Raw genomic sequence first — 24,329 nt, forward strand, 5'->3', positions numbered from 1 at the left:
CGGGGGGCGGCCCGAGACCTCCGCCCCCCTGTCCGCAATCAGAAGTTGAAGCCGACCGCGATGCCGTAGCGGCGCGGGTCCAGCGTGAAGATGTTGGTGAACAGGCCCGAGGACTGGTCGGTGACATACAGACCGGTCGTCGAATCCGAGTCGAAGATGTTCTGGATGAACGCACGGGCGAACCAGCGGCGATCCGGGCCGTTCAGCTGGATCTGGGCATTGGCCTGCGCGTAGCCGTTGATGCGGTTGACGCGGCCGTTGAAGATGTTGCCGTAGCTGTCGCCCGTGTAGGTCAGGTCGAAGCGCGGGGTCAGCGTCATGCCGTTGTTGAATTCGGCTTCATACTGGATACCGATCGACGCCTTGACGTTCGGGGCCTGCGGCAACTGGTTGCCACGGATGTTCACCGCGACACCGGCGTTTTCGACGGTGAAGGGCAGGGCACCGGTAGGCACACCGAACAGCGCGCGCAGCGCATTCGGCGGGGTGGCAGCGGTCGATGCGAGCGCCGAGCAGATGCCGAAGGCGCCCGTCGATGCAATGCCGCTACCGTCGCCGAAGCCGGTCGGCCCGCGCAGGCCGAGGCCGCTGTTGACGGCGGTGACATAGGCCTGCGTGCCTGCGGCGTTGCCGGCAACCGTCGGTATCACGGCGCAGTTCGAGCCGTTGGTGATATCCTTGATGATCACCACGTCCGAACGGCCACCGCCCGGGTCACGCGGATTGGACAGGAACTTGTCCGACGACACTTCTGTGTGCAGGTAGCTGAAGCCGAAGTTGACGGTCAGCTCCCGGCTCGGCCGGATGATGCCTTCCACTTCGACGCCGTAGATCTCGGCATCGACATTGTCGTTGACCGAGGTGCGGGCGACGATGCGGCTGAGCTGCAGGCTGTCATACTGGTAGTAGAAGCCGGTCAGGTTCAGGGTCAGCGCGCCGAACTGGTTCTTCGATCCGATTTCGAAGGCGTTGACGAACTCCGGCGTGAACTGCTCTTCCACCGCGAAGATCGGCTGCAGCGGCGGGTTGATACCGCCCGACTTGTAACCGCGCGAGTAGGAGAAATAGAGCAGATTGTCCGGCGTGATCTGCCAGTCGAGCACGGCACGACCGGTGAACTCGCTGAAGTTGACGTCACGCACCTGGAACAGCTGGTTGCCGGTCCGGCCCGGGTCGGCATCGAAGCTGCCGACGAACGGCGAGTTGAAGACATTGCCGGTCTGGCTGAACGGCACCAGGAAGCTGGCCAAGGTCGACCGCGCGGCAATCGACTTTTCGTCGTTGTTGTAGCGCAGGCCGAGGGTCAGCTTCACCTCGTCGTTGAACTGGAAGTAGGTTTCACCGAAGATGCCGTAGCTGGTGACGTCGAGCTGGTCGGTATTGTTCCGGAAGAACGGCGTGCCGAGGTAGGACGGCGGCAGCGGGCCGCCGGCCGACGCCGGGTTGCCGAGCGCGGTGAAGGTGCCGAGGACACCGGTCAGATAGTCGATGCCGAAGCTGTTGACGAAGTAGCTGTTCTCGCTGAGCGAGAAGTCCGAATAGATGCCGCCCAGCAAGAAGTTGAACATGCCGTCCCAGTCGGACGAGACGATGATTTCCCCGGTATAGGCATGCTGCTTCTGGTTCGACCGGTCATAGTCGGTCGGCGTCGCCGAACAGTTGCGGAAGCCACCATAGGCACCCAGGCCGCTGAATTCGGTGGCCGAGGTGCACAGGTTGCCGTTCACGCCATTGGGGATGATCGCGGCTGCGATCGGCGCGAAATAGGAGGCGGGCAGGCCGGGAATCTGGCCTGCGGCCGCTGCCGCCAAGGCGTTGAGCCCGGTTCCGAACGGTGCGGTCGCGCTCGGCGCGCTGGAGAAGGTCGCGCGGTTCTGCACGGACAGGTTGTAGTCCTGGGCGCTATCGACTGCGACTTCCTGATAGGTACCGGACAGCGAGACGCTGATGCCGCCGTCGAACTCATGCTCCAGATGCGCCTGGCCGATGATTTCCTCGGCGAAGTAGGACGACGGGCTGTCCGTGTTGACCGTGCGTACATCCTGCGGGCTGACCGCGCCGGCCAACGAATCGGTACCGTAAAGGCTGCCCAGACCGAAGAAGGACGGGATGCCACGGATGGCCAGAAACTCGCGGCTGGTCAGCACCCCGACAAAGGTCGAGTTGGCATTGGTGACGCCTGCATCGCGGCGGTTGTTGAGGCAGCCCAGCACGCCGGTCGTGTCGCGCTGGCAGCGCTGCTTCTGGATGCGCAGGCGGTTGTCGTTTTCGCGGAAATAATAGCCCATCAGGTCAAGCGTGGTGCGGTCGCTCGGCTCCCAGCGGAGCGATCCGCGGATGCCGTAGAGATCGCGGCCGTCGAGCTGGCCGCCGTTGAACAGGTTGTCGGTGAAGCCGTCGCGGTTCAGATAGACACCGGCAACGCGGACACCCAGCGTCTCGCCGATGGGCAGGTTGACCATGCCCCGGACCTTGATGCTGTTGTAATTGCCATATTCGAACTCGCCCGAGGCGCCGAAGCCCGAAAGATCGGGACGCGCGGTGCGGAAGTTGATGACGCCCGAGGTGGCGTTGCGGCCGTAGAGCGTGCCCTGCGGACCGCGCAGCACTTCCACCTGCTGCAGGTCGAAGAATTCGGTTTCGAAGATGCGCGTGCCGTAGAGTGGCTGATCGTTGATGTGGATGGCGGTGGCGCTGTCGCACGACACGCCGACGCACAGGTCACCGATGCCGCGGATGGTGAAGCTGGCGCCGGTGAAGTTGCCCTTCGAGAACACCACGTTCGGCAGCGTCAGCTGCAGGTCGGACGTGTTTTCGATCTGCTGGGCTTCCAGGCTTTCGGCCGAGAAGGCGCTGACCGCGATCGGCACGTCCTGCAGGCGCTGTGAGCTGCGCTGCGCGGTGACGACGATGTCGGTGCCGGTATCGGTATCTTCCGCCTGAGGCGCGGTATCCTGCGCCCATACCGGCGTCGCGGTAGTGGCTATTGCCAGCGCCGAAGCACCGAGCAGATGGCGAATTCGCATGTGTCCAACCTCCCTCTCAAATCCAACGATCTGCCCGGGCAAGGCCCGCGCACATCATGTGACTGCCGCCGTGAACGGCGGCTCCCGTCAGGGAGAGTGGTCGGCTATTCCATCGTCCGCCCTTTTTGGGGTCGTTACGACAGCGCACCGCGCGGTCTGACGCCGCGCCGGACGCAAAATGTGCGATGAAGCGGGGCGCGGGTCAACAGGAAAACTGCGGTTTCGCGACATCTGTCGAAAGCAGGGTATGGTGGCGTAGTGCCATAATTGCGCCGACGGCACCTTTACCCTGCGTAAAGCTGCCTTGCGGCCGAAGCGACTGTCCGCGCAAGGCTGTGCCGGTCGCTTCCGACCGAGGCCGTTTCGCCGCCGATCTGTGGCGCAAATGCCACGATTCTTGCCCTTTTGTAACTGTGCAGGTGCAGCAAGCATTGACCCGCCGGCGTCGGACAGGGCAGGGCGGGCGACAAGGCGCGCCTCTCCCCCGGCGTCCGGACGCAGAGCCTGAGCGGGGGGCAGGAAGACAGCCGATCCCCTCTCAGGAGAATGTCATGAAAGCCCCGATTTCACTCTTGCTCGGCGCGAGCATTTTCGCCGCCGTTCCCGCCGCTGCCCTTGCGCAGGATGTCGATCCTGCGACCGCCGATACCGAAACCACCGGCGACGACACCTCTGCTGTCGATGGCGACATCATCGTCACCGCCTCCAAGCGCGAGCAGACGCTGCAGGATACGCCGATCGCCGTTTCGGTGACCACCGCCGAGACCATCGAGCAGGCGCAGGTCCGCGACCTGCTCGACGTCCAGACGCTGATCCCGTCTCTGCGCGTCAGCCAGCTGCAGAGCTCGGCCAATACCAATTTCATCATCCGCGGCTTCGGCAACGGTGCCAACAACGCCGGGATCGAGCCGTCGGTCGGCGTGTTCATCGACGGCGTCTATCGCTCGCGCTCGGCCGCCCAGATTGGCGATCTGCCCAACCTGCGCCGCATCGAAGTGCTGCGCGGCCCGCAGTCGACCCTGTTCGGCAAGAACGCCTCGGCCGGCATCATCTCGGTGGTCACCGCGCCGCCGTCCTATGAGTTCGGCGGCTCGGTTGAAGCGAGCTACGGCAACTACAATGCCGTGGTGCTCAAGGGCGACATCACCGGCCCGATCAGCGAGACCATCGCCTTCAGCCTGGCGGGCAACTACAACCGTCGCGACGGTTATGCCGACGACCTGTTCCTCGGTGAAGAAGTCAACGACCGCAACCGCTATGGCGTGCGCGGCCAGCTCCTGTTCGAACCCAACGACAGCCTGACCATCCGCCTGATCGGCGATTATGACAGCATCGACGAGAATTGCTGCATCGCCGGCAACATCATCAACGGCCCGACCGGCGGCATTGTCCAGGTTCTGGCCGGTGGCCGCGGCCTCGCCGCGCAGGACCTCTTCTCCTACGACGTCTACAACAATTTCCTCTCGACCAACGAAATCGAGAATTACGGCGGTTCGGGCCAGATCGATTATGAAATCGGTTCGTTCACGCTGACCTCGATCACCGCCTATCGCGAGGTGCGCGCCGATACCAACCAGGATTCGGACTTCACCGGCGCCGACCTGATCGGCCAGAACAGCCAGAATCTGGGCATCGACACCTTCACCCAGGAACTGCGCATCGCGTCCGACTTCGATGGTCCGTTCAACTTCCTGCTCGGCGGCTATTATTTCAACGAGTCGATCGACCAGCGGAACGCTATTCTGTTCGGTACCCAGTTCCGCCCCTATGCCGGCGCGCTGATTAATCCGGCGGCCTTTGCCGGCCCCAATGCGATCGCCAACGCCAATGCGGTGGTCGCGGGTCTCGAGCAGCAGATCGGCGGCATTCTCGGCAATCCGGCCCAATTCTCCGGCCAGTTCTTCCGCGCCGGCACCGGGCTCAACGAAGCCTATACGCTCGATGACGAGGCCTGGTCGATCTTCGGCACCGTCGATCTCGAGGTGACCGACCGCCTGACCCTGTCGGGTGGCTTCAACTACACGCAGGATCGCAAGAATTTCACCACCAACGTCGTCAGCAGCGACGTCTTCTCCAGCCTCGATCTGGTCGCCGTCGGCCGCACCGCGATAACCCAGCAGGGCATCGCCACCACGGTCGGTCAGGCGCTCGGCCTCGGCCGCCTCGCGACCGCCGCCGAAATCGGTGCTTTCGCCCAGGCCAATGCTGCGGCGTTCGGCCAGATCCAGGCGGGCGCGGCGGCTTTTGCCACCGCCAACCAGAACAACCCGGCAGTCAACCCGCTGCTCGGCCTGCGTCCGCTGCAGTTCCTCCCGCCCTTCCTCAACGTGCCGAACGCGGTGGAAGACGGCCGGACCAGCGACAATGACCTGTCCTACAGCATCCGTGCCTCGTACGAGCTGACCGACACGGTCAACATCTACGCAACCTATGCCACCGGCTTCAAGGCGAGCTCGGTCAACCTGTCGCGCGACAGCCGTCCGACCGGGGTCGATCTTGTGGCGATCCGCGCTGCCAACCTCGCGACGCCAAACCTGATCTCCGGTTCGCGCTTTGCCGGTCCGGAAGAATCGGAAGTCTATGAATTCGGCATCAAGGCGCAGTGGGACCGCGTCGGCGCCAATTTTGCCATCTTCAAGCAGACGGTGGATGGCTTCCAGTCGAACGTCTTCACCGGCACCGGTTTCGCGCTGGCCAACGCCGGCCAGCAGTCGGTGTTCGGCTTCGAATTCGACGGTTCGGTCACGCCGGTCGATCCGCTGACGATCAACCTCGCCGTCACCTACCTCGATTCGAAGTATGACAGCTTCGTCAACACCGGCATCTTCATCAACGGCCAGCAGGTCGATCTGTCGGGTGAAACGCCCGCCGGCATCCCCGAGCTGTCGTTCAACATCGGCGGCGTCTACACGCATGAATTCGGCGACGACAACACCCTCGCCCTGCGTGTCGACTATAACTACCAGAGCCCGGTGCTGATCGCCGACAACATCCCCAACATCCGTCGCGAGCAGCAGCAGCTCAACAGCTCGCTGACCCTGGGCCTGTCGAACGGCATCGAAGTCAGCGTGTGGGGCCGCAACATCCTCAACAACCGCTACATCACCACGGTCTTCCCGTCGGTGGCGCAGGCGGGCAGCGTGTCGGGCTATCCCAGCCAGCCGCGCACCTATGGCATCACCGGACGCTTCCGCTTCTGATCGGTCTGCCCGTTCCGCTTCGCGGAGCGGGCAGAAGCACCAGCGCGTCTTGAAAGGGGCAGGCGCCGGCCCGGTGGCAACACCGGATCGGCACCTGCCCCTTTTTCCCTAGAAGTCCGTATTGCCTGATCGTGCGACCGCGTGTCTCAGCGGCGGCTTCCCCGCAGCGCAAGCGCTTGCAACCCCGCGCCCGCATCGCCAGATGCTGTCGCACAAGGAGACAATCATGGCCGACCGGGACCAGCAGGCAGATTTCACCCTAGGCGCGGACGGCAAGATCATCGTGCCCGATCATGTCGCCGATGCCATCCGCACGCTCATCGAATGGGCCGGCGATGATCCCACGCGCGAGGGCCTGCTCGACACGCCCAAGCGCGTCGCCCGCGCGTGGAAGGAATATTGTTCGGGTTATGCCGAGGATCCTGCAGTCCACCTGTCGCGCACCTTCGAAGAGGTTGGCGGCTATGACGAGCTGGTGCTGCTCAAGGACATTCCCTTCCAGTCGCATTGCGAACATCATATGGCGCCCATTACCGGCAAGGCATCCATCGCCTACATGCCGCGTGACCGGGTCGTCGGCATCTCCAAGCTGGCCCGCGTGCTCAACGGCTATGCCCGCCGCCTGCAGGTGCAGGAGCGGCTGACAGCAGAGGTCGCCAAATGCATCTGGGACAATCTCCACCCCCATGGCGTCGCGGTGGTGATCGAGGCGCAGCATGGCTGCATGACCGGGCGCGGCGTGCGGACACCGGGTGTCGGCATGGTCACCAGCCGCCTGCTCGGCTGCTTTCTGGACGACGACCGCAGCCGCAAGGAAGTGATGAGCCTGATGGGCTATTGAGCCCTCAGGCCATTTTTGCTGCCAATATCCACGCCCAGACCAGCAGCGTCATCGTGCCGCCGATGAAGCAGGCCTGCACCGCGCGCCGCAGCAGGCGGCTTTGCGTGTCGATCGACCGCACAAAGGCCGCGAACAGTCGCTGACGCAGCGCGGCATCGCCCTCCAGCCCGTCGCTGTCGAATTCCTCGCCCAGCAACAGGGCGCGCAGGCACAGCACGGCCGAGACGATGAACGGCACGAAGCCGATGATGCTGGCGGTCACCAGCATCGGTTGCGTCGGCGCATCGAGGCTGAGCGGCGCGCCGGGGCTGGCCGAGATGGGGTGGGTCCCGATCGTGACCAGCAAGGCATCGAATGCCAGCATCCCGCCCAGCCGCACCGACAGGTCGAGATCGCGGTTCTCCAGAAATTCGAGGTCGGCAATGAAGCCCGGATCGGGCGGATCGCACCGCATCGTCTGAAAGGCGCGCAAGCGGGTGCGGAAGGAAGGGACGGCCATCGGCCTGTGCTAGCGCGGAATCGCGGCCAGCGGCAAGATTGCTCCGCGTCGCGCCCGTTGACTGGATGACACGCCCTGGCTTGCCGCTTCGATCCCTACGAAAAAGGCAGGCGGATCGCTCCGCCTGCCTTCCGTTTCTCTTCTATGGCTATGCCTCAGTAGCCGCCCAGCCGCGCGAAGCGGTCGCGCAGATAGCTGCTGCTGCCCCATGCCTGTTCGAGCGGGCGGGCGCGCTTGAGGTAGAAGCCGACATCATATTCGTCGGTCATGCCGATACCGCCGTGCAGCTGGATCGCCTCGCGGCTCATGACATGCAGCGTGTCGTTGGCGCGGGTCTTGGCGAGCGCTGCCGCCTGGCCGACGTCCATGCCCTGATCGAGCTGGGTCAGCGCGGTCTCGATCGCCGAGCGCGTCAGCTCGATCTCGCCGAACAGGCCGGCCATGCGATGCTGCAGTGCCTGGAACGTCGCCAATATCTGGCCGAACTGCACGCGCTGCTTGAGATAATCGAGCGTGGTGTCGAACGCCTGCAGCGTCATGCCGAACATTTCGCATGCCGTGATGATCCGCGCCCGGTCGAGCACCTCGTCGAGCAGCACGTCGCCGCCATCGGCCAGCTTGTCGGCTGCGGCGCCGGTAAAGGTCACTTCGGCATGGCTACGGAAATCGACCATGTGGCGGCGCGCGCGGGAGACCCCGGCATCGCTGCCATCGACCAGATACAGCCCATCCTTGGCCGCCACGACGAACAGTTGCGCGCTGTCGCCCTCGGCGACGAAAGCCTTGGTGCCGCTCAGCTTGTCGCCCTCGACCTTGGTCGCGATCTGCGCCGGGTCATGGCGCGGGCCTTCGTCCACCGCCAGCGTCGCGACGATGCTGCCGTCGGCGATGCCGGGCAGATATTTCGCCTTCTGCGCCTCGCTGCCGCCCAGCGCGATCGCGCTTGCGGCAATCGCGGTGCTGACCAGCGGACTCGCCGTCAGCGTGCGCGCGCTTTCCTCGACCACCAGGCCCAGGCTCATCCAGCCGAAATCGGAGCCGCCATAGGCTTCGGGAATGATGATCCCGCTCCAGCCCATCTGCACCATCTCGTTGTAGACCGCCGGGTCATAGCCTTCGGCGCTGGCGGCATCGCGCACCGCGCGCCACTTGGTCACTGGGCTCTCGTTGCGGACCCAGGTCTGCGCCATGTCGCGCAGCATCACCTGTTCTTCGCTCAATTTTGCCATCTTCAACTTCCGTTTCTGTGCCCGTCATTGCGAGCGTAGCGAAGCAATCCAGTGCGGCTCGGCGCGGCTTTGAATTGCCGCGCTTCGCTCGCAATGACGATGCGATTTACTGGTGGTCCAGCATGCCCAGGATGCGCTTGGCGACGATGTTGGTCTGGATCTCGGTCGATCCGCCGTAGATCGTCGTCGCCTTGCCGAACAGCCAGGCGCGGGTCGCCTCGATCTGCTCGTGGGTAAAGCCTTCGCCTTCCCAGCCGAGGCCCTGCATGCCGAGGATCTCGATCAGCAGTTCGCTCTTTTCCTGCATCAGCTTGGTGCCGCTGGTCTTGAGGATCGAGGAGGCGACCGAAACGCCGCCTTCGGCCTGCACCCGCATCGCGGTGGCAAAGAAGGCGCGCTGGTCCATCTCGAAGCGGGTGACGCGCAGCCTGAGCTCGGCATCGGCGATCCGCCCCTCGGCATCGGTGCCGCGGGTGGCCTTGGCGAGATCGGACAGCGAAACGCCGCCCGCCATCATCCGCCCGCCGCCGGCGATGTTGGTGCGCTCATGCTGCAGCAGGCGCTTGCCGATGGTCCAGCCTTGGCCTTCCTGGCCGACGAGGTTCTTCTTGGGCACCTTCACATTGGTGAAGAAGGTTTCACAGAAGGGGGACATGCCGCTGATCATCTTGATCGGCTTCACCTCGACGCCGGGAGACGTCATGTCGATCAGCAGGAAGGAGATGCCGTTGTGCTTGTCGGACTTGTCGGTCCGCACCAGCGCGAAGCATTTGTCCGCCCACTGGCCGCCGCTAGTCCACGTCTTCTGGCCGTTGACGACATAATGGTCGCCCATGTCCTCGGCAAACATCTGCAGATTGGCGAGATCGGAGCCGGCATTGGGTTCCGAATAGCCCTGGCACCAGCGCACCTCTGCCTTGCAGATGGCGGGGATATGCTCGTGCTTCTGCTCCTCGTTGCCATATTCGAGCAGCGTCGGCCCGAACATCATCACGCCCATACCGCCGATGGGATTGGAGGCGCCGGCGCGCGCGAATTCCTGCGTGACGATCTTGGCTTCTTCCTTGGAGAGGCCGCCGCCGCCATATTCCTTGGGCCAGGTTGGGGTGCCCCAGCCCTTGTTGCCCACGGCGATGCGCCAGGCTTCCTTGTCCGCCGACTTGTCGGACGGGCCTTCGAGTGCCGAAAGCGACAGATCGACGCCCTTCAGCGATGCGGGGAAATTTTCGGCAACCCAGGCCCGCACTTCCTCACGGAAGGCGTCGAGCTCGTGCGTGGCGGGGCGATCTTCGGCAAGCGTGGCCATGTCTCTCTCCTGATGGATGGACATGCCATAACGGTTTTTCGAAAACGCTCAAGCGCTGGTTGACGTGAACGTCAACTTGGCGCCGATTTGTGCGGCACCGAAAAAGGCGCGCCGGGCCTGGCCCGACGCGCCTTGCGTGCTGTCGCCGAGGGGGAGGACGACAGCATCGGGTAAAGACTGTCCCGATCAGTTCTTTTCGGTCGGCAGTTCGCTCGGAGCGATCTCGCCGTTGTCGTCCATCTTGTTGGCCGCTTCCTCGCCGGCGTCACGCACGGCGTCGGCCTTGTTTTCCATGGCGTCCTCACCGGCTTCCGTCGGCATCTGGTCGGCCTGGTCTTCGATCACATCGGCCTGGGCTTCGGCGTTGTCCTCGACCGCGTCGGCCTCCGGGCTCTGGCAGGCGGCCAGCGACAGGGTGGCTGCCGCGATGGTCGAGATAAGAATGGATTTGCGCATTAGTGTTGCTCCCTTAGAAACCTGTCGAGGTTCATGGGCCATAACCAAGCGCGGCATGACTGGTTCCATGGCTGCAACATTTTAGTCAGAATGTCCGAAGGCGCGCACGCCCCGGCTCAGTTCCCTATCAGCGGCAGCCGCGTCTGCCGGCCATCGATCCAGCGTAACTGGGTGCCGTCGAAGAATCCGTTGACCTCGAGCCTGAATGGCACGCGCTGGCCGTCCCATTCGGGCACCGCCAGCCGGTTGGCGAGCTCGATCGACCAGGCGGTGTCGACGCGGACCGGCCCGGCGCCGCGCTCGCTCGGCCCCTGGTCGTCCCAGAAGCCGATCGCCGGGCCAGCGCCATGGCCATGTGTGCCGATGGGGTGCGAATAGATGACAGGGTCCAGCCCCTCGCTGATCGCGGTCTCGCGCGCCTGTGCCAGCACCTCGTTGCCCGTGGCACCGGTGCGGAGCGCGCCGATCAAAATATCCTGCACCCGGTTGGCAGCGGCAACCCCGGCGCGCAGCCCCGCCGGCGCTTCGCTCTCGCCCGGCTTCAGCACATAGGCCAGTTGCTGCGTGTCGGTGGCGAGGCCCATGTAGAGGATGCCGAAGTCGGACCAGATCAGGTCCCCCGGCTGGATCACCGTGTCGCCATCCAGTTCCCCCGTCTCGCCCTTGCGGAACACCGCGATCGACGGGTGAAACCAGACGCCAAGGCCAAGGCCCGCCACCCGCTGGCGCAGCCACCATTCGACGTCGGCGGTGGTCGTCCGCCCCGGCACGATCACGCGCGATGACAGCCCCTCTGCCAGCACCGCATGGGCGGTGCGCATCACCTGCGGATAGATGGCCATCTCGCGCGGCGTGCGCGTCTGCAGCCAGTCGACCGACAGGGTTTCGCCCGAGACCACCCGGTCGCGCAACTGCGCCGGGATGGCGGCCAGCGTCTCGTCATACTGGCTCGCCGTCATGCCGTCGCCGAACGCGGTCAGTGACGAGCGGTTGAGCGCGATGCGACGCGGCTCACGCTCGGCGATGATCGCCGCCAGCGCCGCCCATTGGTCGGGCTGTTCCTCCGGGTTCCACGCCGGCGCGAACAACCCGCCCAACCCGTAGCGGCTCACCGTCAGCCGCTCGACCGGCCGGCCCTCGCCCGGATCGTAGAACACCAGGATGGTCCGCCGCCGCGCATGGAAACTGGTCGCGTCGAGCATCGTCGCGACGACCGGGTCTTCCAGATATTCGCGCGCCACCAGCACCCACATGTCGATGCCCTGTTCGCGCATCAGGCGCGGCACCAGCGTGTCGAGCCGCTCACGCAGGATGGCGTTGCGCGTCTCCGCCTGCGCGCGCAGCGTCGGCACCGGCGGAACCGCAGGCGGCACGGCCTGCGCGGCCGCGCCTGAGGCGGCGAGCATCAGCGCGAGGCAGGGCAATAGCGTGCGCAGCGGCGCGCGGCGGCGGGGCAGGGTGGGTGCGATGGTCATGCCCGGTGATTGCCCGCTCTGACTGCCGACGACAAGGCTTGCCATGTCGCCGGGCGCCCGCCACAGTCGGTTGCAAACAGAAACGGGAGTGGGCGGTGACGGTCAGGATCGGGCGGATATGAGCGACACCATGCGCGCGGTCGTGGTCGATGCCCTCGCCCCCGCCCATGACGGCACGTCCTTGCGCACCATTGCGGTGCCCGCGCCCGTGCGCGGCGAAGCTCTGGTCCGCATCCGTGCCGCGGCGATCAACTTCCCGGACCTGTTGATGACCCGCGGGGAGTATCAGTTCAAACCCGATTTGCCCTTTGTGTCCGGCATGGAGTTTTCCGGCGAGGTGGTTGCCGTCGGGGAGGGCGTGGACCCCGCGATGGTCGGCAGCGCGGTCATCGGCGGCAACAAGACCGGCGGCTTTGCCGATTATGCGGTGGTCCCCGCTGCTGTTCTGCGCGCCAAGCCGGCCCGCCTCGACTGGGCACAGGCCGCTGCCTATTCCGCCACCTATCTCACCGCCTGGGTGACGCTGGTGCGCAAGGCCAATGTCCAGCCCGGCGACTGGGTGATGGTGCATGGGGCCTCGGGCGGCGTAGGCCTCGCCTGCGTCGATCTGGCCAAGCATCTGGGCGCGCGGGTCATCGCCACCGGCGGTTCCGACGCCAAGCTTGCCACCGTCGCCGCGCTGCACGCGCCGGACGCGACGCTCAATGTCACCGGCGGTTTCCGCGACGCGGTGAAAGCGCTGACCGGCGGGCGCGGCGCGGACGTCATCGTCGATCCGGTCGGCGGCGATGTCTTCGATGAATCGACCCGCTGCATCGCCTTCGACGGGCGGCTGATGGTGGTCGGCTTCGCCAGCGGCCGCATCCCCACCGTCAGCGTCAACATGCCGCTGATCAAGGGCTATTCAGTGATCGGCGTGCGCGCCGGCGAATATGGCCGCCGCTTCCCCGATCGCGGTGCGGAAAACATCGCCGCGATCGACCGGCTCGCGGCCGAAGGTGCCATCACCCCCCACATCCACGCCCAGCTTTCGCTTGAGCAGTGGCGGGAGGGCTTCGAGATGCTCTCCGGCCGCAGTGTCGTCGGCAAGGTGGTGCTGACCCCATGACCGGCCCTGAGCGCGACACGCTCAGGGTTACGAAATCACCATAACTGAAGAGAGAGAAACGCCCATGAAAGCGATCCAGTCCCGTCACCCCGCCACGCTCGACAGCCTGACGCTGGTCGATCTGCCTGATGCACACGCCCCCGGCCCCGGTGAAATCACCGTCCGCATCCGCGCCAGCTCGCTCAACTATCACGACTATGCCGTGGTCAAGGGCATGATCCCCGCCGCCGACGGGCGCATTCCCATGTCCGATGGCGCCGGCGATGTCGTGGCGGTGGGCGAGGGCGTCAGCGACTATGCCGTCGGCGATCCGGTCGTTTCGACCTTCTTTCCCTATTGGCTGGATGGCACCCCGCCGCTCACCGCTTTCCGTCAGGTGCCGGGCGACGGCATCGACGGCTATGCCCGGGAGGTCGTTACCGCGCCGACCACCTGGTTCACCAGGCCGCCCAAGGGTTACAGCCATGCCGAAGCGGCAACGCTGACCTGCGCCGGGCTCACCGCCTGGCGCGCGCTCGTGGTCGACGGCCAGCTCAAGGCAGGGTCGACCGTGCTGGTGCAGGGCACCGGCGGCGTCTCCATCTTCGCGCTGCAAATGGCGAAAGTGATGGGCGCCACGGTCATCGCCACCTCCTCGTCGGACGCCAAGCTCGAACGGCTGAAGGCGATGGGTGCGGACCATCTCATCAACTATCGCGAAGTGCCCGCCTGGGGCATGAAAGTGCAGGAGATCACCGGCGGTGTCGGTGTCGATCATGTCATCGAAATCGGCGGTGCCGGCACGCTCGACCAGTCGATCCTTGCCGCGCGGATCGGCGGCCATGTCGCGCTGATCGGTGTGCTCGCCGGTTTCGCCGGCCCGGTGATGACCGCGATGCTGATGGCCCGCCAGATCCGCGTGCAGGGCCTGACCGTTGGCAGCCGCCAGCAGCAGCTCGACATGATCGCCGCCATCGACGCCACCGGCATCAAGCCGGTCATCGACCGCGCCTTCCCCCTCGCCGACCTTGCCGGTGCCTTCCGCCATCAGGAAAGCGGCACCCATTTCGGCAAGATCGTCGTGGATATCTGAGGCGGGTACCGGACGTCCCCGGTTCCGTCATTGCGAGCGGAGCGAAGCAATCCAGAGCCGGCGTCAACCGCCCTGGATTGCTTCGCTCCGCTCGCAATGACAGGATGGAGTTATCGGCGGATTGGGAGCGTCACACCCGCACCATGCGCAGGAACCCTCTCGTCCCGCGCGCCACCTTTTCGGCGATTCGCGCGGAGTCGAGGCCGTTGATCAGACCGAAGTCCATGTGGACATCGTCGAACCCCTTCCACAGCGACATCAGATCCTCCGCCGCCGCCACGCTGTCATCGCAGACGATCTCGCCGCGGGCCTGCGCTTCGGCCAGCACCGTGGCGACGAGCGCGCGACAGCTTCCTGGCCCGGCATCGAAGAATCGCTGCGCGAAGTCCGGCATGTCGCGCAGCAGCAGCATCATCGCCCGCTTGAAATCGACATGCGCGGGGTCGAACAGGAAGGACAGCAGCGCTTCGCCAAAGGCGTTGAGCCGCTGCTCCAGCGTGCCGCCGCGTACATCCTCCGCATCGAAGGAGGAGGCCATCGCCGCCATCTGCGCGCGCACGAAGCCTTCGAACAGCGCATGCTTGTCGGGGAAGCGGCTGTAGACCGTCACCTTGGAAACCCCTGCGCGCGCGGCGATTTCCTCCATGGTCGCGGCCGCAAAGCCCTTCTCGAAGAAGCAGTCGCGCGCTGCCTGGACGATGGCGGCATCCTTGGCCGGATCGCGGCTGCGGCCGCCGCTGCCACCGGCTGATTTCTTCGTTACGACAGCCAAAATCGATTCCACCTCAAAATGAACGTTGACGTTCATGAACGCCACTGTACATTAACAGCATCTGAAACGCGAATCGCTTCTCCCCTCCCGATTCGCCAGCCGATGGACCTGACACGGATATGAGCTGGATAGCCATCCGCATGCTGACGGGCGACCGTGTCAAGTTCATCGGCCTCGTCTTCGGTGTCGCTTTCTCGGCGCTGCTCATCACCCAGCAGCTGACCATTTTCGTCAACCTGCTGCTGCGCGGCGCCGTCGCGGTGCAGCAGGTCGATACCGCCAATATCTGGGTCATGGATCCTTCGGGTCGCACCGTGGATGCCACCTTGCCGATGCCGCCGACCGCGCTCGATCGCGTGCGCGGCGTTTCTGGAGTCGCCTGGGCGGTGCCGATGATCCGCTCCGGCGCCATCGTCCGATCGGCGAGCGGTGAGCTTGAGCCCGTCAATGTCATCGGCGTCGACGATGCGACGCTGATCGGCCTGCCGCGCCGCATGGTGCAGGGCGACAAGGCATCGCTGGCCGCGCCCGATGCGGTGTTCATCGACGATGTCGGCTCGCGCCGCCTGTTCCCGGATGGCGATGCCATGGGCACCCGGCTCGAACTCAACGATCAGCGCGCGATCATCAGCGGGATTGTCGATGCCGATCCCACCTTCACCTCCACGGTCATCCTCTACACCCGCTATTCCAACGCGCTGAACTATCTCCCCGGCACCCGCAACCGCCTGTCCTTCGTCATCGCCCGCGCGGCCGATGGCGAAACGCCGGAAGCCGTCGCCGCGCGCATCTCCGCGCAGACCGGCCTCAAGGCCCTGACCTCGGAGGAGTTCGCGCAGCAGGGCGTCGATTTCATCATCGAGAATACCGGCATCCCAATCAATTTCGGCATTACCGTCGCGCTTGGTGTGGTCGTCGGCATCGCCATCGTCGGGCTGACCTTCAGCCTGTTCATCCGCGACAACATCAAGCAGTTCGGCGCGCTGAAGGCGATCGGTGTCACCAACGCCACCATCCGGGGCATGGTCGCGGTGCAGGCGGGCCTCGTCGGGCTGATCGGCTATGGCATCGGCCTGTTTCTTGCGACCATGTTCATCATCTCGGGCGCCGAGAACAATGACGCGTTCAAGGGTTTCTACATCCCCTGGCAGATTCCGGTGATCACGGCGGTCGCGGTGATCATCATGATCCTGCTGACCGGCGCCATCGCGCTGCGCTCGGTGCTCAAGACCGAACCGGCCGAGGTGTTCCGGTGAGCCTGCCGCGCGCCATCAAGGTATCGGGCGTATCCAAGGACTTTCCCGTCGGTGACGGCAAGATCCGCGTGCTGCACGGTATCGACGCCTCGATCTGCTCGGGCGAGCTGACCTATCTGGTCGGGGAATCCGGATCGGGCAAGACGACGCTGATCTCCATCATCGCCGGCATCCTCTATCCCACCGAAGGCACGGTCGAGGTGTTCGGCAGCGACATCTATCGCCTGTCGGATACCGAGCTGGTCAAGTTCCGTCTGAGCACCATCGGCTTCATCTTCCAGCAATATAATCTGCTCCCCACGCTCACCGCGGCGGAAAATGCCGCGGTGCCGCTGGTCGCGGCCGGCATGAAACGGGCCGAGGCGGTCGAGCGGGCGCAGGTGCTGCTCGAAAAGCTCAATATCGCCGATCATGCGAACAAGCTGCCGCGCGCGCTCTCCGGCGGCCAGCAGCAGCGTGTCGCCATCGCCCGGGCCCTCGTCCACAATCCGCGACTGATCGTCTGCGACGAGCCCACCGCCGCGCTCGATGCCCGCTCGGGCCGCCGCGTCATGGATCTGCTGCGCGAGGTGGCGCTGGCGGAGGAACGCGCCGTCATCATCGTCACCCACGACAACCGTATCTTCGATCTCGCCGACCGCATTCTCCAGATGGAGGACGGCCGCATCACCCATGACGGCACGACCATGCCGGACGATCATTGAGGCAAGCCATGCTCAAGCGTCTCAACTTCTCCCGCCAGATTCTACCCGGCCTCGCGGTCGTCGGCATCATCGTCGCGGCGCTGCTGATTTGGAACAGCCAGCCCGAGCGCGTGCTCGCCGCACCTGACCAGACCCCGCCGACCGCGCCAGCCGGTGGCGCTGATACCGTGGCTGGGTCGGGCGTGGTCGAGCCCTTGTCCGAGCTGGTCGAAATCGGCGCCTTCATCCCCGGCGTGGTCGACCGCGTCTATGTCGAGCCCGGACAGCAGGTCAGCCAGGGCCAGCCGCTCTTCTCCATCGACAGCCGCGATGCTCGCGCCGCCCTGGCCGAAGCACAGGCGCAGGTTGCCAGCTTCCGCGCGCAGCTGGCGCAGGCCGAGGCCAATCTCGCCACCGCCCGCAATCAGGCCGCGCTCTATGCCGATGTCGCCGACCCGCGCGCCGTTTCGCGCGCCGAGGTCATCGATCGGCAAGGCGCGGTGCGGCAGGCGCAGGCCGCGGTGCAGGTTGCCCGCGCCGGTATCGCCTCGGCCCAGGCCAGCGTCGAGGCGGCGGAGGTCCGGCTCGCCCGCCACACCGTCCGCGCGCCGCGCGCTGGCACCATCCTGCAGGTCGAAACCCGCGCCGGGGAATATGCCACCGCCGGACCGGCGCCGGGCAACAGCAGTCGACCGCTGATGACGATGGGCGACGTCAGCGTCCTCCATGTCCGCATCGACATCGATGAGAGCGAGATCGAGCGGGTCGCGCTCAACCGGCCTGCGGTGATCAAGCCGCGTGGCGGGGCCGATCTCAGCGCTACCGCCAGCTTCGTCCGCGCCGAGCCGCTGGTTGTGCCCAAGCGGTCGCTGACCAACAGCGCCACCGAGCGGGTCGATGTCCGCGTGCTGCAGGTCATCTATGCGCTTCCCGCCAATGCGCAGGGCTTCTTTGTCGGGCAGCAGGTCGATGCTTTTGTCCCCGCCCAGGCCGGTCGCGCCCGCCGCACGGCCCCGGCGCAGACGGCGCGCTGATCATGGCACCCCGCCTGATCCCTTTGGCTGCGCTGCTGCTTGCCGGTTGCGCCAGCGTCGCGCCTGCGCCGTCGCCATCGTCGGTGGCGCTGCCGCCCGCCTACACGCTCGCGGCTGATGAGTCCGCCGCGGCCGCAAATCTCGCCGATCTTCTGCCGCGCCGGGATAGCGCCTATGCCACGCTCGAGCAGGCCGCGCTTGCCGATGCGCCGACGCTGGCTGCCGCGCTCGCCCGCATCGATGCCGCCCGCGCTGCCGCGCGCGGGGCAGGGGCAGCGCGCCTGCCTGCCATCGATGGTAACGCCTCGGTCACCCGCCAGGAGAATAACACGGCCCGCTTCGGCGGCGCGCCGATCGACAGCGACAATACCAGCTATCAGCTCGGCCTCAGCGCCTCGTGGGACCTTGACCTGTTCGGTCGCCTGCGTGCCTCGCAACGCGCCGCCACCGCCCGCCTCGATGCCGCCGATGCCGATGCGGCCGGTGTCCGTCTTGCGCTCGCCTCGGACATTGCGGTGGCGGTGCGCGACTGGCGGGAACTCGATGCACGCGAAGCGGTGATCCGTGACGATCTGGCGCGCGCACTGCAGTTGGTCGAGCTCACCGGCGTGCGCAGCCGCGCCGGTCTCAACCCGGGCTTCGATCTGGTCCGCGCCCAATCGCTTGCTGCCGACGCGCAAGCGCGGCTCGATCCCGTTGCCGCCGACCGCGCATCGGTCATAGGGCGGCTGGTGCGGCTCACCGCGCGCGATGCCGGCTTCGTCCGCACCGCGCTGATGCAGGGCAGCGATGCGCCGCTGGCCCCGATCCCGGACGTTGGCCTGCCCTCAGGGCTGCTGCGCTCGCGCCCCGATGTCGCCGCCGCTGCCGCCCGCCTCGCTGCGTCGGACGCGGAGATCGCCGCTGCCGCCGCCGACCGCTTCCCGCGCCTTTCGATCAGCGGAACGCTCGGCCTGCTGTCGCTCAGCCTCGGCAATCTGTTCGAGGAAGACGCATTGGTGGGCACGCTCGGTGCGTCGCTGGCCGGGCCGCTGGTGGACTTTGGCCGGGTCGGGGCGCGCATCGATCAGCGGCAGGCAGACGCGCAGGAGTCATTCGCCACCTATCGCGGCGTGGTGTTTCAGGCGATCGGGGAAACCGAGGCGGCGCTGGGCAGCATCGCCGCGCTGGACCGGCGCGTAGCGACGCTACAACGCCAGATCGCCATCGATACCGATGCGGTCGCCTTGTCGCGCGAACGCTACCGGCTCGGCCTCGACAGCCTGCTGCCCGTGATCGATGCCGAACGCACGCTCAACGCCTCGCGCAGTGCGCTAACCGCCGCGCGCGGCAACGCCTCCCGCGCCCGCATCGCGCTTTATCGTGCGGTCGGGTCGGGACAATCGATTGCCGATTGATGTTGCGCCGGAACGACATGTCAGCCATTATCGCGCCATAAGGAAGACATCGGGGACGGGCGCACAGCGGTGGACGGGGTAACCGACATCAGACGGGATAGCGGGCTGCTGCCTGTCGACCAGTGGCGCGACTGGCGCACGCCGGAGACGCGCGAAGCACCTGGCCCCTGCTATCTCGACCGCGCCTTCGTCCAGCAATGGGAAGGCAGCGCCGCGGAAATGGTGCACCCTCCGCTCGATCACCATGTCATGGTCATGCACGAAGGCGGCCCCAAGCTGGTAACCCGCAGCGGCGGCATCACCCCGATGAGCGTTGTGGTCCGGCCGGGGAGCTGCACCACGATACCGTCGGGCAGCAGCTATCGCTGGATGACCGAAGGGCCGATCGCCTTCACCCATGTCTATGTCCGGCCCGACCGCTTCGGCGAGCTGGTTGGCGATGCGTACAGCCGCAATCCCGACAGCGTCCGGCTGGCCGAGCGGATCGGCCAGTTCGATCCGCTGGTCACGCGCCTGATCGAGGCGCTGCAGCCGCGCGCGGCCGATCCGGATATCGACGCGGCCAGCGAATATCTGCTCGACTCGCTGATCGTCCGCATCGCGTCCCTGTCCAATCGCGGCGCCAGCTTCAGCTCCGCCCGCCTGACGCTGACCGCGCATACCGTCCGGCGGGTGTGCGATTATGTCGAGGCCAATTATGCCGAGCGCATCACGCTCGACGATATGGCGCGCATCGCGGGCTACAGCCGCTACCATTTCGTGCGCGCTTTCCGGGAGGCGATGGGTACGCCGCCCTATGCCTATCTGATCGGCGTCAGGGTGCAGAATGCGGCGCGGCGCTTGCTCGACACGAGCCTCAGCATCGCCGATGTCGCGCGCCTCACCGGTTTTTCCACCCACGCGCAGTTTTCGTCGCGCTTTCGCGAACAGGTCGGCGTGACGCCGGCGGAATATCGCCGGCGTCACGGACAAGACTGAGTTTCCCGCTTAGAAGCCCTGCACCAGCTGGAAGGTGAAGCGCTCGCGGAAGGTGCTGCTGCTGTTGGTGATCGGAATTTCGATCCCCGCCAGCGCGAACAGATTGCCGCCCAGATGGGTGCGCACGCCGGGGGTCACGCTCAGGAAGGTCCCGCCACCGCCGGAGAATTCGCGCCAGTTGCCAGCCACATAATATGTGAAATCGCCGAAGGGCGCCTTGTCATGGTCGGTCACCGTCTGCCCGATCGCGACATTCATGCCGAAGCTTTCCGGCACACCTGAATCGGGAAAACTGTAGGATACCCGGCCGCGGATCGAAATGCCGTGGCCGACGTCACTGAACAAGTTGAGCTGCGGCTCGGCCGCGAACACGCCGCCGCCGATATCCGATTCGCCCACCGGCAGGCGCCAGCCCACCCCTGCGTTGATGGAGAGGTTGCGCGTTTCGGCCAGCATCAGCTGGGTGGTCAGCGTCACGTCGCCGAACCCGCTTGCATCATTGCCGGCGAGCGGGCCACTTCCGCTCAGATCGCGGTAGAAGGGCACTTCCAACCCGGCCCACAGTCGCCGCGTGAACGGGTAGTGGAAACGCGCCAGCACCTCATGTGCTTCACCGAAGCTCGCGTCGGTGTAGCTGTAGGCCAGGTGCGCTTCCCGCGTGAAGAAGCCGTCGGCGGTAGCCAGCCAGCCCTGGCGCGGTGCGCCGCTCTCGCCATTGGGCACCGGGATCCAGGCGGCACCCAGCTCTTTGCCGAAGCCATCGCCGGTCAGCGGGGTCCATTCGCCGACCGCTTCGCTGTCCTCGCTATTGTCCTGTGCGAGGGCTTGGCCGGGCTGCATCGCTGCCGCCAGTGCAGTGGCGGCAAGCAGCAATCGATATATCTTTTTCATGAGCATAACCTCCTTGGAAGGGGAGGCCATGGTCGGCCAACTGTGCGGTCCGGTCTTTCATGCAGCGCCCTGACTTACAGATTGCTGCGGTCACCGAACCGCGCAGCGTCAGGTATGGGCCGTACGGCGGAACCGACCGGGTGAAACGCCCATCGCGCGGGTGAAGGCCGACGTGAAATGCGACTGGCTGGAAAAGCCGCAGGCCAGCGCCAGTTCGGCGAGCGGCATGCTGCCCTGGCTGAGCAGCATCGCGGCGCGCGACAGCCGGGCGGTCGAGACATATTGGTAGGGTGTGACGCCGGTCTCAAGCTTGAACACGCGGGCGAAGTGGAAGGCCGACAGCCCGGCGCATTCGGCCAGATCGCCCAGCGTGATGTGATCGGCGAGGTGGGTGTCTATATAGTCCTTCACCCGCCGCAACCGCGCGGGAGAAAGCCTGATCGGCTGGCTTGCCTCTGCGCCGTCCGCATCGCCTTCATGATCGCACAGCAAGGCGGCGATGGCGCGCACCAGGCCGTCGCCCAGCAGATCCGCAGCAGGGCCCGGCATACGGGTTTCGTCGGCCAGCAGGCGCACCAATTGCGTCAGGCGCGGGTCGGCCACATCATGGAGCGGCTCCATAAGCTGTCCACCATCGTCACGGTTCAAGGAAGTGGCGAGCATGCCGGCTGGCAGCGACAGCGCGAGCGCAGCCGAGTGCTGCGGAAATACGCAATTGCAGTCGACGCCTGCCGGCGTGTAGCGCACCGCGCCCCGCCGAAGCGGGAAGACGAGCTGTCGCCCTCCGCCGGACCAGCTATACTGGCCCCCACCGGAAAGATTCATGATCACCGTATCGCGGTCGGCTATGCAGCGGTGCGAGCGCACCACATCCGCGCCCACCACTGGTAACAGCCGGAAGGCCGCGATCGGCGAATTCTCTGCAGACAATGTCTCGACAACGGGCAGCACGCTGAATTCGACGCTGTCGATGCAGGGACGCCCGGTGTGGACATGATAGGGCAGTGGCGGCGGTATGGGACCGGACATGGCGGCCTTTCAGCGGGCGCCCGGCTTTACCCGCATCGGAAGGTGCCGAATGGGGGAGTAAGGCGCTACGTGACACACTATAGTGTCAGGCCCCTTTGCATCCTATGGTGGAAGCGCCCGCGCCGCGTGGTTTCCGCAATAACTGATAGGCTACGTCCACGCGGCAGGGCGCCGCCCTGCCTTTTACTGCATCGTATGCACGTGCTGCTGGACCGACAAACTAAGCGGAATCGCGCTGTCCGTCGTGAATGTGGCAAGCCCCGCAACGACATAGGGAAGCTTCTCGACCAGAGGGCTGATGATTTCCGGGGGCTGGGAAGACACCAGCCACAGCCGCAATTGTGCGAAATTTGCTAAAGCTAGCAAGATCTTGCCGTTCTGCCCCAGCGCCCGCAGCGCCTGTGCCTCGGATTCGCCATAGAAGGCGAGCTCATCGACCGCCGTGCTGTGCAGCACGTCGATGGTGACCAGCGACATCGCAATCCCGCCATTTGTGGCAGGCTCGTCGACAAAAAGCGAAAGGCTATTCCACGGCATGTCAGCCACCTCTGATTGTGACGCTACAGCCGCAGGGGGTGCACGACTTTCGATATGTTGCTGTGCGGTGTCGCGCAGTTAATTAATCAAATGCCTGAGGGGACAATTATGTCCATCCAGGCGCGCCATGGCCACCGCCAAGGCAAGAACATGCAATTCCCTAGCCAAATCGGAAGCCGCAGCTTGCGGCATCGGAAATGATGGCTGCGTGACGGGAAGGGCCCGTCGCCATCACCGAATCCAGCAGGGAGCTCCCCATGTCGCGCAATATCAGAAAATCACCGGTCACGGCGCTCGCCGTCATCGCCACGCTCATCGCCGGTTCTGTCATGCCTGCTTCTGCCGAGGTGGTGGTACGTGGGCAGGAAGGGCGGCCGCTCGACGAAATCCGCCGCGCACCTGCATCGATCTACCCGGACCTGCACACCATCGTCGCCCAGCCGTCGCCCTCGGAAATCCAGCCGGAGTTCCTTGGTCCGCACCTGTTCATGAAGTCGGGACATGTCGATCTGGAGCGCGGCACCGTCACCCTGCCGCTCCGCCGCGGTCAGCTCCAGAACGGTACGCCGCAATGGTTCATCATCACCGATACCAGCGACGAGAATCTGTCCGACCTGCACGGCGTCAACTATTCGCCGAAAATGGCCTACGGCCTGACGGGCAATGCATCGCGTGATGCGACTATCCAGCCGAACGGCAGCTTCACCTTCGCGCGTGGCTCGGTCGATTTCCGTCCGGCGCAGGCACTCACACCAGGCGCCCAGCCCAACCCCTTCCCGCCCGCCTCGTTCCAGCCCGGCTCGGTCGGCGATGCCTTCTACACCCCGCTGATTTCGATCACCAACGCGGGCAAGGCGGTCGTGATGAACGCACCGGTGCTGTCGCAGGCCAGCGAGGCCGAGCTTAACGCCATGTGCGGCGGTCAGGTCGATCACAGCAAGGTGCATGACAAGGTCGTCGCGATCTGCCCGCGCGACGAAACCGTGACGCTCAGCCTTACCCTTGGCTTCACCTTCGACAAGCCGATCCAGTATCTGTCGACCGAAGCCAACAACCCGCTGGTCGCCACGCTCGAAGGCGCGACCTTCACTCCGGCGATGAGCGATCTGCCTTTTGCACTGGAAGATGCCTCGCCCGGTGAAGCCGCCGAGCGTATCGTCGTCGTCGTCAACGGGCCGACCGGGATCAACAACCCGCATCGGCAGGGGCTGAACAGCGCGCTGACCGACGGACGCGGCCCGCTCAACGTGCTCGGCGGCGTGCCGACCATCAACCTCGACTATTCGCCGATGTGGCGCATCTTCCCGGCGGTGTGGACCGAAGACGCCATCCGTCAGGGCGTGCGCTATCGCATGACCAGCGCGCTGCAGGCGGCGGAAATGGCCAACCGCGGCTTCCTGCGCAGTCTGGATGGCGGCGAGTTCCGTGCGGTCGGCTTCGTCGTCAACTGTCCGGTCGTCTACCGCATCAACTGATCACTCTCCGCTGGCCTGCACGAGACCCCCAATCCCCCCAATGCAGGTAGCGCAACTGGGCGGTG

At 65.5% G+C, this 24,329-nt stretch carries 20 protein-coding genes; 10 read left to right on the forward strand and 10 right to left on the reverse strand.

Translation table 11 applies throughout. From position 1 onward, the window contains the following. Positions 1–38: 38 nt before the first annotated feature. Positions 39–3,026, reverse strand: coding sequence for a TonB-dependent receptor domain-containing protein (locus AC0QC4_RS05625; protein WP_483658756.1), 2,988 nt, complete (start codon positions 3,024–3,026; stop codon positions 39–41). Positions 3,027–3,577: 551 nt separating this feature from the next. Between AC0QC4_RS05625 and AC0QC4_RS05630 the strand changes: the two genes are divergently transcribed. After that, positions 3,578–6,226 carry a TonB-dependent receptor gene (locus tag AC0QC4_RS05630; RefSeq protein ID WP_483658757.1) on the forward strand — a complete coding sequence of 883 codons (2,649 nt, stop codon included), beginning with the start codon at positions 3,578–3,580 and terminating at the stop codon, positions 6,224–6,226. A gap of 226 nt (positions 6,227–6,452) precedes the next feature. Continuing rightward, positions 6,453–7,067 carry a GTP cyclohydrolase I FolE gene (folE, locus tag AC0QC4_RS05635; RefSeq protein ID WP_483658758.1) on the forward strand — a complete coding sequence of 205 codons (615 nt, stop codon included), beginning with the start codon at positions 6,453–6,455 and terminating at the stop codon, positions 7,065–7,067. Between the two features lie 4 nt (positions 7,068–7,071). On the opposite strand, the gene AC0QC4_RS05640 is transcribed toward folE, so the two are convergent. The 5 genes from AC0QC4_RS05640 to AC0QC4_RS05660 all read right to left on the reverse strand — a co-directional run bounded on the left by AC0QC4_RS05640 (position 7,072) and on the right by AC0QC4_RS05660 (position 12,032). Further along, positions 7,072–7,566, reverse strand: coding sequence for a hypothetical protein (locus AC0QC4_RS05640; protein WP_483658759.1), 495 nt, complete (start codon positions 7,564–7,566; stop codon positions 7,072–7,074). A 155-nt stretch (positions 7,567–7,721) separates the two neighbouring features. Further along, positions 7,722–8,795, reverse strand: coding sequence for an acyl-CoA dehydrogenase family protein (locus AC0QC4_RS05645; protein WP_483658760.1), 1,074 nt, complete (start codon positions 8,793–8,795; stop codon positions 7,722–7,724). Between the two features lie 106 nt (positions 8,796–8,901). Continuing rightward, on the reverse strand, positions 8,902–10,101 hold the full coding sequence (locus AC0QC4_RS05650) for an acyl-CoA dehydrogenase family protein (RefSeq protein ID WP_483658761.1): 1,200 nt from the start codon (positions 10,099–10,101) through the stop codon (positions 8,902–8,904). Positions 10,102–10,287: 186 nt separating this feature from the next. Then, on the reverse strand, positions 10,288–10,557 hold the full coding sequence (locus AC0QC4_RS05655) for a hypothetical protein (protein WP_483658762.1): 270 nt from the start codon (positions 10,555–10,557) through the stop codon (positions 10,288–10,290). 116 nt (positions 10,558–10,673) lie between these two features. Beyond that, entirely contained in the window at positions 10,674–12,032 is a 1,359-nt protein-coding gene (locus AC0QC4_RS05660; protein ID WP_483658763.1) for a M24 family metallopeptidase, read from the reverse strand. A gap of 118 nt (positions 12,033–12,150) precedes the next feature. Here AC0QC4_RS05660 and AC0QC4_RS05665 point away from each other — a divergent pair, with 118 nt between their 5' ends. Continuing rightward, positions 12,151–13,140 (forward strand): NADPH:quinone oxidoreductase family protein, encoded by a 990-nt coding sequence (locus tag AC0QC4_RS05665; RefSeq protein WP_483658764.1) that lies wholly within the window; start codon positions 12,151–12,153, stop codon positions 13,138–13,140. Between the two features lie 64 nt (positions 13,141–13,204). Beyond that, a complete protein-coding gene (locus tag AC0QC4_RS05670; RefSeq protein WP_483658765.1) occupies positions 13,205–14,212 on the forward strand; it encodes a zinc-dependent alcohol dehydrogenase family protein in 1,008 nt (335 codons plus the stop codon). 130 nt (positions 14,213–14,342) lie between these two features. Here AC0QC4_RS05670 and AC0QC4_RS05675 read toward each other — a convergent pair whose 3' ends face one another. Then, the gene (locus AC0QC4_RS05675; protein WP_483658766.1) at positions 14,343–15,020 is read right to left on the reverse strand and encodes a TetR/AcrR family transcriptional regulator; all 678 of its coding nucleotides are present in this window, start codon (positions 15,018–15,020) and stop codon (positions 14,343–14,345) included. Positions 15,021–15,103: 83 nt separating this feature from the next. On the opposite strand from AC0QC4_RS05675, the gene AC0QC4_RS05680 reads away from it, so the two are divergent. The 5 genes from AC0QC4_RS05680 (at position 15,104) to AC0QC4_RS05700 (ending at position 20,332) form a co-directional block, all read left to right on the forward strand. Beyond that, a complete protein-coding gene (locus AC0QC4_RS05680) occupies positions 15,104–16,240 on the forward strand; it encodes an ABC transporter permease (RefSeq protein WP_483658767.1) in 1,137 nt (378 codons plus the stop codon). Next, positions 16,237–16,944 (forward strand): ABC transporter ATP-binding protein, encoded by a 708-nt coding sequence (locus AC0QC4_RS05685; protein WP_483658768.1) that lies wholly within the window; start codon positions 16,237–16,239, stop codon positions 16,942–16,944. The genes AC0QC4_RS05680 and AC0QC4_RS05685 overlap by 4 nt, the downstream gene beginning before the upstream one ends. 8 nt (positions 16,945–16,952) lie before the next feature. Beyond that, complete coding sequence (locus AC0QC4_RS05690; protein WP_483658769.1) at positions 16,953–17,957, forward strand: efflux RND transporter periplasmic adaptor subunit; 1,005 nt, start codon at positions 16,953–16,955, stop codon at positions 17,955–17,957. A 2-nt stretch (positions 17,958–17,959) separates the two neighbouring features. Further along, positions 17,960–19,354: an efflux transporter outer membrane subunit gene (locus tag AC0QC4_RS05695; RefSeq protein ID WP_483658770.1), complete on the forward strand. Its 1,395-nt coding sequence runs from the start codon at positions 17,960–17,962 to the stop codon at positions 19,352–19,354. A 69-nt stretch (positions 19,355–19,423) separates the two neighbouring features. Then, the gene (locus AC0QC4_RS05700; RefSeq protein WP_483658771.1) at positions 19,424–20,332 is read left to right on the forward strand and encodes an AraC family transcriptional regulator; all 909 of its coding nucleotides are present in this window, start codon (positions 19,424–19,426) and stop codon (positions 20,330–20,332) included. 9 nt (positions 20,333–20,341) lie between these two features. Here the strand turns inward: AC0QC4_RS05700 and AC0QC4_RS05705 are convergent, their stop codons facing one another. The 3 genes from AC0QC4_RS05705 to AC0QC4_RS05715 form a co-directional block, all read right to left on the reverse strand. After that, positions 20,342–21,223: a hypothetical protein gene (locus AC0QC4_RS05705; RefSeq protein WP_483658772.1), complete on the reverse strand. Its 882-nt coding sequence runs from the start codon at positions 21,221–21,223 to the stop codon at positions 20,342–20,344. A 108-nt stretch (positions 21,224–21,331) separates the two neighbouring features. Next, positions 21,332–22,252, reverse strand: a complete 921-nt coding sequence (locus AC0QC4_RS05710; protein WP_483658773.1) for a helix-turn-helix domain-containing protein — start codon at positions 22,250–22,252, stop codon at positions 21,332–21,334. 183 nt (positions 22,253–22,435) lie between these two features. Continuing rightward, a complete protein-coding gene (locus AC0QC4_RS05715) occupies positions 22,436–22,798 on the reverse strand; it encodes a hypothetical protein (protein WP_483658774.1) in 363 nt (120 codons plus the stop codon). 248 nt (positions 22,799–23,046) lie between these two features. Here AC0QC4_RS05715 and AC0QC4_RS05720 point away from each other — a divergent pair, with 248 nt between their 5' ends. Continuing rightward, complete coding sequence (locus AC0QC4_RS05720) at positions 23,047–24,264, forward strand: hypothetical protein (protein ID WP_483658775.1); 1,218 nt, start codon at positions 23,047–23,049, stop codon at positions 24,262–24,264. Positions 24,265–24,329: the final 65 nt, after the last annotated feature.

Source organism: Sphingomonas sp. jy18 (genome assembly GCF_056931895.1).